Below are 10507 nucleotides of genomic sequence, written 5' to 3'. Positions count from 1 at the left end.
CGGAGTACTCCGGGCGGGCAGTCGGCGATGAAGCAGAAAACCCCACGGCGCGAGCCGTAGGAATCCCCCTCCTTCAGGAGGGGGAGGAAGTCAAGCAACCGCACATCCGCCGTCGGCAGCGGAGTCTTCGACCGAACTGCATTTCGTCAGGGGTTCTCAGTCGTGGGGGCGGGGCCGTCACTGGTCGAAGTCGGGTGGCTTTCGACCGTTTTTGACCACAGGTGTGACGTGGTTCTCACCCGTGACGGTTCACTTGGGTGACTCGCTGCGTATGGGTGGAGTCTTTCTGTCACCCTGTCGGCAGCGATCGAGTTCTCTTCGTACGAACTGCCCGGGGAGCCGCCCATGCGGGCCATTCCGACCCAGCGGGAGACCGCCTCGTGCGGGCCCGACGTGCGGGGCTGCGCGCGGGTGGAAACGACCCTGTCCGGAAGTCCCCTCGCCCCCGGCTCCGCGCGGGCGCTGCTGCGCAAGGCGCTCGCCGAATGGGCGGAACTCGCGCTGCCCGGCGCCGGACACCTCACCGGTCAGGTCGGCGACGACGCCACACTCATCGCCAGCGAACTGGTCACCAACGCCGTCGTGCACGCCGGCACCGAAGTGCGCCTGGCCTGCCGGCTGGAGCAGGAGACCGGCGCCCTCGTCGTCGAGGTCACCGACCAGCACCCCTCCCGCGCCCCGCGTGACGACGAACCGGAGACACCGCAGGCGCGGGACGCCCCCGAGTACGGGCGGGGCCTGCGCCTGGTCGCCGCGCTCTCCGACTCCTGGGGGATCACCTACCGCCCGGGTACGAAGACCGTGTGGGCGCGGTTGCCCACGGGGGAGTACCCGGCCGGCGAGCGGATCGCCCCCTACGGGGACGCGTGCGCTCCGGCACCCGACCTCAGGGTCGCGGAGATCCTCGCGCCCGACCCCCTGCCCCCACTCGCCGCCCGGAGCACGTCCCCCGGCCGGGACACCTGGCTGGCCGGTTCGTACGGGGACGACTGGCTCGCCCGCCGCGACGGGCGGGACGGGACCTGGCTGGGGCGCGGCGCCCTCTCCTTCCTCGCCGAGGCGTCCGACCTGCTCGCCGGGCAGCTCGACGAGGACCTGGTCACCTCGCTCACCGGCCAGCTGATCGTGCCGCGGCTGGCCGATTGGTGCGCGGTGTGGCTGGAGGACGAGACCACCGGCCACGGCGGCTGGAGCGGGGGCGACCGGGCCGGCGGCCCCCGCCTCGCCCGGGTCTGGCACGCCGGCGAGGACCGCATCGAGGAACTGAGCCGGGCCCTGGAACGGAACCCGCCGCCGGCGGGAGACCCGCTGCGGGCCGGTCCCGCCCCCTATCCGTGGCCGGACGAAACACGCGACACCCCGGACGCCGACGACCAGGACCCCGGGACCACCTCCGGTACCGCCCCTGCCACCAACCCCGGTACCGCCTCCGCGGCCGCCCCCGGGACTACCCCCGGTACCACCCTCGCCGTCACCCCCGGAACCGCCCTCGCCTACCGGCTCGTCGCCGGCGGGCGGCCGCTCGGCACGTTGGTGATCGGGAGGGGCGGGATCGACGCGTTCCCCGACGAGGTCACCGGCCTCGTCGAGGACCTCGGCCGCCGGGTCGCGCTCGCCATCGGCGCCGCCCGGCAGTACTCCCGCCAGGCCACCATCAGCGCCGTGCTCCAGCGCGGCCTGCTGCCCGGCGCCGTCGCCGAGATCCCCGGCGTGCGCAGCGCACTCGTCTACGAGCCCTGCGACAAGGGCGGACCGAGCGGTGATTTCTACGACCTCTTCCCGGCCGGCCAGGGCCGCTGGTGCTTCGCCGTCGGCGACGTCCAGGGCAAGGGGCCGGAGGCCGCCGTCGTCATCGGCCTGGTCCGGCCCTGGCTGCGGCTGCTCGCCCGCGAGGGCTACCGCGTCGCCGACGTCCTCGACCGCCTCAACCAGCTCCTTCTCGACGACGCCACGGAGGCCGCCGACGCCGCCGCCCGCGCCCTGGTGGCCGCCGGCGCCCGCCCCACCGCCCCCGGTGACGGCCCCCAGACCCGCTTCCTCTCCCTCCTCTACGGCGAACTCGCCCCCTTCCACGGCGGCGTCCGCTGCACCGTCGCCTCCGCCGGACACCCCCTGCCCCTCCTGCTCGATCCCGGGGGCTCCGTCCGCACCGTCGCCCGTCCGCAGACCCTGCTCGGGGTCGTCGAGGACGCCACGTACACCAGTGAGACCTTCGACATGTACTCCGGCGACAGCCTGCTCTGCGTCACCGACGGGGTCACCGAGCGACGCTCCGGCACCCGCCAGTTCGACGACGGTGACGGGCTGGCCACGGCCCTGTCGGCGTGCGCGGGGATGGACGCCGGGCCGATAGCGGAACGGATCACGCAGCTCGTGCACGACTTCGGGGCACGTCCCCCGGCCGACGATCTCGCCCTGCTGGTGCTCCAGGCCGAGTGACGGGGCGGGTGCGGGACAATGGAGCACATGCCTTCCGCACTCCCCGACGGCGAGCCCGTCCCCGCCGACGGCGCGCTGCCCGCGTCCGCGCTCGCCGGCGCCGAGAGCCGCCCCCTCGGCTTCTACCTGCACGTCCCGTACTGCGCGACCCGCTGCGGCTACTGCGACTTCAACACCTACACCGCAACCGAGCTGCGCGGCAGCGGCGGCGTGCTGGCCTCCCGCGACAACTACGCCGACACCCTGGTCGACGAGGTCCGGCTGGCGCGGAAGGTGCTGGGCGACGATCCGCGCGAGGTCCGCACGGTGTTCGTCGGAGGCGGTACGCCGACGCTGCTGGCCGCCGACGACCTCGTACGGATGCTGAGCGCGATCTGTGACGAGTTCGGCCTCGCGCCGGACGCCGAGGTGACCACGGAGGCGAACCCGGAGTCGGTCGACCCCGCCTATCTGGCGGCCCTCCGCGCCGGCGGCTTCAACCGGATCTCCTTCGGCATGCAGAGCGCCCGGCAGCACGTACTGAAGGTCCTCGACCGCACCCACACCCCCGGCCGCCCCGAGCGTTGCGTCGCCGAGGCCCGCGCGGCCGGCTTCGACCACGTCAACCTCGACCTGATCTACGGCACGCCGGGGGAGTCCGACGACGACTGGCGGGCTTCCCTCGACGCCGCGATCGGCGCCGGACCGGACCACGTCTCGGCGTACGCGCTGATCGTCGAGGAGGGCACGCAGCTCGCCCGCCGGATCCGCCGCGGCGAGGTCCCGATGACGGACGACGACGTCCACGCGGACCGCTACCTGATCGCCGAGGAGACGCTGTCGGCGGCGGGCTACGACTGGTACGAGGTGTCGAACTGGGCCACCTCGGACGCCGGCCGCTGCCTGCACAACGAGCTCTACTGGCGCGGCGCCGACTGGTGGGGCGCGGGCCCCGGCGCCCACTCCCACGTGGGTGGCGTGCGCTGGTGGAACGTCAAGCACCCGGGCGCGTACGCGGCGGCACTCGCGGAGGGGCGGTCCCCGGGGGCGGGCCGGGAGATCCTGCCGGCCGAGGACCGGAGGGTGGAGCGGATCCTGCTGGAGCTGCGGCTGCGGGAGGGAGCGCCGCTGTCCCTGCTCAAGGAGCAAGGGCTGGAGGCCTCGCGGCGGGCGCTGACGGACGGGCTGCTGGAACGGGCGCCGTACGAGGAGGGACACGCCGTGCTGACACTGCGCGGGCGGCTGCTGGCGGACGCGGTGGTCAGGGACCTGGTGGACTGATCACTCGGGTGACCCGCTGACCCTTGATGCCCTGGGCGTCGAACTCGACACCAGCGGATTCGGCACCATGCCCGGCGTCAGGCCTCACCGCCGGCCGTTGCCGTGACGAAATCGATCAGCTGCTCCACCCGCCCCAGCAATTCCGGCTCCAGGTCCTTGTACGACCGCACCGCCCCGAGGATCCGCTGCCAAGCCTCGCCGGTGTTCGCCACCCGCCACCCGAGCGCCCGGCACACCCCCGTCTTCCAGTCCTGTCCCCGCGGCACCCGCGGCCACGCCTCGATGCCGACCGAGGACGGCTTCACGGCCTCCCAGATGTCGATGTACGGATGGCCCACCACCAGCGCGTGCTCACTCGTGACCGACTCCGCGATGCGCCACTCCTTCGAGCCCGGGACCAGATGGTCGACCAGGACCCCCAGCCGCGCGTCCGGACCCGGCGCGAAGGAGTCGACGATCGACGGCAGGTCGTCCACACCCTCCAGGTACTCCACCACCACGCCCTCGATGCGGAGATCGTCCCCCCACACCTTCTCGACCAGCTCCGCGTCGTGCCGCCCCTCGACGTAGATCCGCCCCGCGCGGGCGACCCGCGCCCGCGCGCCGGGGACGGCCACCGACCCGGACGCCGTACGGGCGGGCCTACGAGGACCGGCGGCCGGGCGCACCAGCGTCACCACGCGCCCCTCCAGCAGGAACCCGCGCGGCTCCAGCGGGAACACCCGGTGCTTGCCGAAGCGGTCCTCCAGCGTCACCGTGCCCGCCTCGCAGCGGATCACCGCGCCGCAGAAACCGGTGCCGGGCTCCTCCACCACCAGGCCGGGCTCGGCCGCGACCTCGGGAGCGGGAGGCTGCGGCTTCTTCCACGGAGGGGTCAGATCGGCGGAGTACTGGCGCATTCTGATGACGATACGAGGATCCCGCCCCCGGCGATCACTCCGACACGCCGAAGCGGGCCGCCAGGGCGTCGCGCTGGGCCCGTACGAACGCCGCGTCCACGACCGCTCCGTGCCCGGGGACGTACCGCGCGCCCTCGCCGCCCAGCGCCAGCAGCCGGTCCAGGGCGGCAGGCCACCGGGACGGTACGGCGTCGGGCCCGGCCTGCGGCTCGCCCGACTCCTCGACCAGATCGCCGCAGAACACCACCCCGGGGTCGCCGGGGACGAGCACCGCGAGATCGTGGGCGGTGTGCCCCGGGCCCACGTTCGCCAGCAGCACCGGCCGGCCGCCGTCCGGGCCCAGGTCGAGCGTCCACTCGCCGGACACCGCGTGCCGCGGCGGGACCAGCGCGTCCACCGCCTCCTCCGCCACCCGCGCGTCCAGCCCGTGCCGCACCGCGTCCGCGCGCAGCTCCTCGCGCCCGCGCGCCGTCAGCACCGTCTCCATGCCCACCGCGCCGAACACCTCCGCCCCCGCGAACACCGCCGCCCCGAGGACGTGGTCGAAGTGGGGATGGGTGAGCGCGAGATGTGTCACACGGCGGCCGGTGAGCGCCTGCGCCTCGGCCCGCAACCGTGCGCCCTCGCCCAGCCCGGAGCCCGCGTCGACGAGCAGCACGCCGTCCGTGCCCACCACGAGCCCCACCGTGCAGTCCCACACCGGGAGCCGGCGCCGGCCCACCCCGGGCGCCAGTTGTTCCCATCCCGACTCTTCCCAAGTCACGCTCATGCCTCGACGCTAACGGGATGGCGCCCGGCCTTGCCCGGGGTGTACTACCCGGCCGTACACTGGCCCGGGGAAGTCTGGCACTCGCGTGCGAAGAGTGCCAGAGCCGTTACCGCGCGGAACGTCGCGGACAGCTGACAGCCACTGGAGGTGCGCGCGATGCTCAGTGAACGCAGGCTCCAGGTGCTGCGCGCCATCGTTCAGGACTATGTGGGCACCGAGGAGCCCGTCGGCTCCAAGGCGCTCACCGAGCGGCACAACCTCGGCGTCTCCCCGGCCACCGTGCGCAACGACATGGCGGCCCTGGAGGACGAGGGCTTCATCGCCCAGCCGCACACCAGCGCCGGGCGCATCCCCACCGACAAGGGCTACCGGCTGTTCGTCGACAAGCTCGCCGGTGTGAAGCCGATGACCGCGCCCGAGCGGCGCGCCATCCAGAACTTCCTCGAGGGCGCCGTCGACCTCGACGACGTGGTGGCCAGGACCGTACGGCTGCTCGCGCAGCTCACCCGGCAGGTCGCCGTCGTGCAGTACCCGTCGCTGACCCGTTCGACGGTGCGGCACGTGGAGCTGCTGGCCCTGGCGCCCGCGCGGCTGATGCTGGTGCTGATCACGGACACCGGGCGGGTCGAGCAGCGCATGGTCGACTGCCCGGCGCCGTTCGGTGAGGCGTCCCTGGCGGACCTGCGGGCGCGGCTCAACAGCCGGGTCGCGGGCCGCCGGTTCAGCGATGTGCCGAGTCTGGTGGAGGACCTCCCGGAGGCCTTCGAGGCAGAGGATCGCGGTACGGTCTCGACGGTGCTCTCCACTCTCCTGGAGACGCTCGTCGAGGAGAACGAGGAGCGGCTGATGATCGGCGGTACCGCCAATCTCACCCGCTTCGGACACGACTTCCCCCTCGTGATCCGGCCTGTTCTGGAGGCGCTGGAGGAGCAGGTCGTGCTTCTCAAGCTGCTCGGGGAGGCGAAGGATCCGGGCGTGACCGTCCGGATCGGTCATGAGAACGCGCACGAGGGACTCAACTCCACGTCTGTCGTGTCGGTCGGCTACGGTTCGGGCGGCGAGGCTCTCGCCAAGCTCGGCGTGGTCGGACCGACCCGCATGGATTACCCCGGAACGATGGGAGCGGTACGCGCAGTGGCACGGTACGTCGGACAGATCCTGGCGGAGTCGTAGTGGCCACGGACTACTACGCCGTACTCGGCGTGCGCCGCGACGCGTCGCAGGAGGAGATCAAGAAGGCCTTCCGGCGGCTCGCCCGCGAGCTGCATCCGGACGTCAATCCGGATCCGAAGACCCAGGAGCGGTTCAAGGAGATCAACGCCGCCTACGAGGTGCTGTCGGACCCGCAGAAGAAGCAGGTCTACGACCTCGGCGGCGACCCGCTCTCGCAGGCCGGTGGTGCCGGTGGCGCGGGCGGTTTCGGGGCCGGTGGCTTCGGCAACTTCTCCGACATCATGGACGCGTTCTTCGGCACGGCGTCGCAGCGCGGGCCGCGCTCGCGCACGCGCCGCGGCCAGGACGCGATGATCCGCATCGAGGTCGAGCTGGACGAGGCCGCGTTCGGTACGACCAAGGACATCCAGGTCGACACGGCGATCGTCTGCACCACCTGCAGCGGTGAGGGCGCGGCGCCCGGCACCACCGCGCAGACCTGTGACATGTGCCGCGGCCGCGGTGAGGTCTCGCAGGTCACCCGGTCCTTCCTGGGCCAGGTCATGACGTCCCGGCCCTGCCCGCAGTGCCAGGGCTTCGGCACCGTGGTCCCGACGCCGTGCCCGGAGTGCGCGGGCGACGGCCGGGTCCGTTCCCGGCGCACGCTCACGGTCAAGATCCCGGCCGGTGTCGACAACGGCACCCGGATCCAGCTGGCCGGCGAGGGTGAGGTCGGCCCCGGCGGCGGCCCGGCCGGTGACCTGTACGTCGAGATCCACGAACTCCCGCACTCGACCTTCCAGCGGCGCGGCGACGACCTGCACTGCACGGTCACCATCCCGATGACCGCGGCGGCCCTCGGCACCAAGGTGCCGCTGGAGACGCTGGACGGCATGGAGGAGGTCGACATCCGGCCCGGCACCCAGTCCGGCCAGTCGATCCCGCTGCACGGCCGGGGCGTCACCCACCTGCGCGGCGGCGGCCGGGGCGACCTGATCGTCCACGTCGAGGTCCAGACCCCGACCAAGCTCGACCCCGAACAGGAACGACTGCTCCGCGAACTGTCCAAACTGCGCGGCGAGGAGCGGCCCCTGGGGCAGTTCCAGCCGGGTCAGCAGGGGCTGTTCTCGCGGTTGAAGGACGCGTTCAACGGGCGCTGACCGGTTGGTGCCGGGTACCTGGTGTGGTGTTCTGCCGGGGGTCCGGGGGTCGGCCTCCGGGTGGTGGGGTCAGCCGGGTCAGCAGGGGCTGTTCTCGCAGTTGAAGGACGCGTTCAACGGGCGTTGGGACCCGCTTCGGCGGCGGCCGGTCCCGGCCCCGCCGGCCCGGTGAAAAGTGGCTTATGCCAGAGGGAAGGGCGGATTCGGAGTTGTTCGGGGGACGTGACAACATGCCGTCATGTCCTCCGTACCGACCGATCTCTTCCCGCACCCGATCGTGCAGGCGCCGATGGCGGGCGGTGTCGCCGTGCCGCAACTCGCCGCCGCCGTCTCCGAGGCGGGCGGGCTCGGTTTCCTGGCCGCGGGGTACAAGACCGCGGACGGGATGTACCAGGAGATCAAGCAGTTGCGGGGGCTGACCGCCCAGCCGTTCGGCGTCAACCTCTTCCTGCCGCAGCCGGAGACGGCCGACCCCGCCGCCGTCGGCGTCTACGCCCACCAGCTGGCCGGTGAGGCCACCTGGTACGAGACCGAGCTCGGCGACCCCGACAGCGGCCGCGACGACGGCTACGACGCCAAGCTCGCCGTCCTGCTGGACAACCCGGTACCCGTGGTGTCGTTCCACTTCGGCGTGCCGGCCCGCGAGGTGCTGGACGGCCTGCGCCGCGTCGGCACATACACGATGGTCACCGCCACGACCGCGGAGGAGGCACGGGCCGTCGAGCGGGCCGGGGCGGATGCGGTGATCGCGCAGGGCGTGGAGGCCGGCGGCCACCAGGGCACCCACCGGGACGTCCCGGAGGCGGACGGCTCCGGTGTGGGACTGCTGTCGCTCGTCGCCCAGGTCCGGGAGTCCGTCGGTATCCCGGTCGTCGCCGCGGGCGGCATCATGCGCGGCGGCCAGATCGCCGCCGTCCTCGCGGCCGGTGCCGCCGCGGCCCAGCTCGGTACGGCCTTCGTCGCCGCCCACGAGTCCGGCGCGCACGCCCTGCACAAACAGGCCCTCACCAGCCCGCTGTACGTCCGTACCGAACTGACCCGGGCCTTCTCCGGCCGCCCTGCCCGTGCCCTGGCCAACCGCTTCCTGCGCGAGCACGGACCGTACGCGCCTGCCGCCTACCCGGACGTCCACCATCTCACCGCGCCGTTGCGCAAGGCCGCCGCCAAGGCCGGTGACGCGCAAGGCATGGCGCTGTGGGCGGGACAGGGCCACCGGATGGCCCGTGAGCTGCCCGCCGGGCAGTTGGTGGAGGTCCTGGCCGCCGAACTGGCCGCCGCCCGGACGGCGTTGTCGGCGGGAGGTGCCCGATGACCGCGCCGGTGTTCGTCGTCGACCACTTCGACGCGGGCGGCGGGGGCGGCGCCGGCCGCTACGTGCTCGACGGTCCGGAGGGGCGGCACGCCGTGTCCGTGAAGCGGCTGCGGGCCGGCGAGCACGTCGTCCTCACCGACGGGGCCGGGCGCTGGGCCGAGGGCGAGGTGGACGCCACCGAGGGCAAGGACCGGCTGATCGTGCGGCTCGGCGAAGTCACCGAGGAGCCCGAGGAGTTCCCCCGGCTCACCGTCGTCCAGGCGCTGCCCAAGGGCGACCGGGGCGAGGTGGCCGTGGAGACGATGACCGAGGTCGGTGTCGATGTGATCGTGCCGTGGACGGCGTCGCGTTGCATCACGCAGTGGAAGGGCGAGCGGGGGGCGAAGTCCCTCGCCAAGTGGCGGGCGACGGCCCGGGAGGCGGGCAAGCAGTCCCGCCGGGTGCGCTTTCCCGAGGTCGCGGACGCGGCGACGACCCGGCAGGTTGCCTCACTTCTGGCCGATGCGTCGTTCGCCGCGGTTCTCCACGAGAGCGGCACCGGGCCCCTCGCGAGCGCCGAACTTCCCGTCTCCGGGGACATCGTGCTGGTGGTCGGACCCGAGGGCGGGGTCTCGCCGGAGGAGTTGGAGCTCTTCGCGCAGGCCGGGGCGGGGGCCTACCGGCTGGGGCGCAGTGTGCTGCGGACGTCCACGGCGGGTACGGCCGCGGCGGCGCTGCTGCTGGGACGTACGGGCCGCTGGTCCTGACCGGAGGTTTCCTCGCCCCCGCCGCCCCTTCCCGTCCCGAAACCGGGGCTCCGCCCCGGACCCCGCTCCTCAAACGCCGGAGGGGCTGATGCCAGCCCCTCCGGCGTTTGAGGAGCGGGGGTCCGGGGGCAGCGCCCTCGGGGGCGAACACGTATGTGGCCGTATGCGCCCTACCGCCCCGCCCCCGGCGATGGCAGTCTGCCGTCCATGAGCGCGACGAAATGGTTCCCGCGCCCGGCGCGCGCCCGGCGCCGGCACGTACTCGCCGTCGGCCTCGCTGCGGCCGCCATGGCCGGGGTCACCGCGTGCGAGGGCGGCGGCGGCATCGGCTCCGCGGCCGTCGCGTTCACCACCGACCAGGTCGCCACCGACGAACTCAACCAGCGGAAGACCAAGGTCCGTTGGCTCACCTGCACCGGGTCCTTCGGGGAAAAGAAGGGTGCGACCCCGTCGGCGAACGAGAACAGCGTCGCCACCGTCGACTGCCAGGGCGAGACCCAGGACGGCAAGGAGATCACCGTCACCGGGAGGATCACCCACGCCGTCAACGGCGCCTGTGTGCGCGGGAACATCACCGCGAAGGTGGACGGGAAGCAGGTGTTCCGCGTCGACGGACTCGGTGACTGCGACGACACGAGCCCGCCCCGCGTGGGTGAGCCGACGCACCGCGGCCCGAACCCCACCGTCACCGTGACCGTCACGACGACCGTGTGGTGCGACCAGTACCCGTCGTGTCGCCCCGTCGAGGGCAAGTGATCGGAACCCCTGTC

9 protein-coding genes are annotated in these 10507 nt (G+C 73.1%); 7 read left to right on the top strand and 2 right to left on the bottom strand.

What is annotated here, in order from left to right:
- The first annotated feature begins 345 nt into the window (after positions 1-345).
- On the top strand, positions 346-2439 hold the full coding sequence (locus tag ACIF9R_RS26605) for a SpoIIE family protein phosphatase (RefSeq protein ID WP_399984868.1): 2094 nt from the start codon (positions 346-348) through the stop codon (positions 2437-2439).
- A gap of 27 nt (positions 2440-2466) precedes the next feature.
- Entirely contained in the window at positions 2467-3699 is a 1233-nt protein-coding gene (hemW, locus tag ACIF9R_RS26600) for a radical SAM family heme chaperone HemW (protein WP_399984866.1), read from the top strand.
- Between the two features lie 77 nt (positions 3700-3776).
- Here the strand turns inward: hemW and ACIF9R_RS26595 are convergent, their stop codons facing one another.
- Entirely contained in the window at positions 3777-4598 is an 822-nt protein-coding gene (locus tag ACIF9R_RS26595) for a DUF3097 domain-containing protein (protein ID WP_399984864.1), read from the bottom strand.
- Between the two features lie 34 nt (positions 4599-4632).
- Entirely contained in the window at positions 4633-5367 is a 735-nt protein-coding gene (locus tag ACIF9R_RS26590; protein ID WP_399984862.1) for an MBL fold metallo-hydrolase, read from the bottom strand.
- A gap of 156 nt (positions 5368-5523) precedes the next feature.
- Between ACIF9R_RS26590 and hrcA the strand changes: the two genes are divergently transcribed.
- The 5 genes from hrcA to ACIF9R_RS26565 all read left to right on the top strand — a co-directional run bounded on the left by hrcA (position 5524) and on the right by ACIF9R_RS26565 (position 10493).
- Positions 5524-6540, top strand: coding sequence for a heat-inducible transcriptional repressor HrcA (gene hrcA / locus ACIF9R_RS26585; protein ID WP_365900297.1), 1017 nt, complete (start codon positions 5524-5526; stop codon positions 6538-6540).
- Positions 6540-7679 (top strand): molecular chaperone DnaJ, encoded by a 1140-nt coding sequence (gene dnaJ / locus ACIF9R_RS26580; protein ID WP_399984860.1) that lies wholly within the window; start codon positions 6540-6542, stop codon positions 7677-7679. Before hrcA ends, dnaJ begins: the two co-directional genes overlap by 1 nt.
- Before the next feature lie 238 nt (positions 7680-7917).
- The gene (locus ACIF9R_RS26575) at positions 7918-8991 is read left to right on the top strand and encodes a nitronate monooxygenase (protein ID WP_399984858.1); all 1074 of its coding nucleotides are present in this window, start codon (positions 7918-7920) and stop codon (positions 8989-8991) included.
- Positions 8988-9737, top strand: a complete 750-nt coding sequence (locus ACIF9R_RS26570) for a 16S rRNA (uracil(1498)-N(3))-methyltransferase (protein ID WP_399984857.1) — start codon at positions 8988-8990, stop codon at positions 9735-9737. The genes ACIF9R_RS26575 and ACIF9R_RS26570 overlap by 4 nt, the downstream gene beginning before the upstream one ends.
- Positions 9738-9944: 207 nt before the next feature.
- Entirely contained in the window at positions 9945-10493 is a 549-nt protein-coding gene (locus tag ACIF9R_RS26565) for a hypothetical protein (protein WP_399984855.1), read from the top strand.
- Positions 10494-10507 lie beyond the last annotated feature (14 nt).

Source organism: Streptomyces sp. NPDC086080, from assembly GCF_044540255.1.
Classification (GTDB): Bacteria; Actinomycetota; Actinomycetes; order Streptomycetales; family Streptomycetaceae; genus Streptomyces.
The sequence above is the reverse complement of the archived record's forward strand: the minus strand, read 5'-3'. Positions and strand labels throughout refer to the sequence as shown.

Coding starts and splice junctions, on each gene's coding strand:
- ACIF9R_RS26605 (WP_399984868.1), top strand. CDS start 346: ATGCGGGCCATTCCGACCCAGCGGGAGACCGCCTCGTGCGGGCCCGAC.
- hemW (WP_399984866.1), top strand. CDS start 2,467: ATGCCTTCCGCACTCCCCGACGGCGAGCCCGTCCCCGCCGACGGCGCG.
- ACIF9R_RS26595 (WP_399984864.1), bottom strand. CDS start 4,598: ATGCGCCAGTACTCCGCCGATCTGACCCCTCCGTGGAAGAAGCCGCAG.
- ACIF9R_RS26590 (WP_399984862.1), bottom strand. CDS start 5,367: ATGAGCGTGACTTGGGAAGAGTCGGGATGGGAACAACTGGCGCCCGGG.
- hrcA (WP_365900297.1), top strand. CDS start 5,524: ATGCTCAGTGAACGCAGGCTCCAGGTGCTGCGCGCCATCGTTCAGGAC.
- ACIF9R_RS26575 (WP_399984858.1), top strand. CDS start 7,918: ATGTCCTCCGTACCGACCGATCTCTTCCCGCACCCGATCGTGCAGGCG.
- ACIF9R_RS26570 (WP_399984857.1), top strand. CDS start 8,988: ATGACCGCGCCGGTGTTCGTCGTCGACCACTTCGACGCGGGCGGCGGG.
- ACIF9R_RS26565 (WP_399984855.1), top strand. CDS start 9,945: ATGAGCGCGACGAAATGGTTCCCGCGCCCGGCGCGCGCCCGGCGCCGG.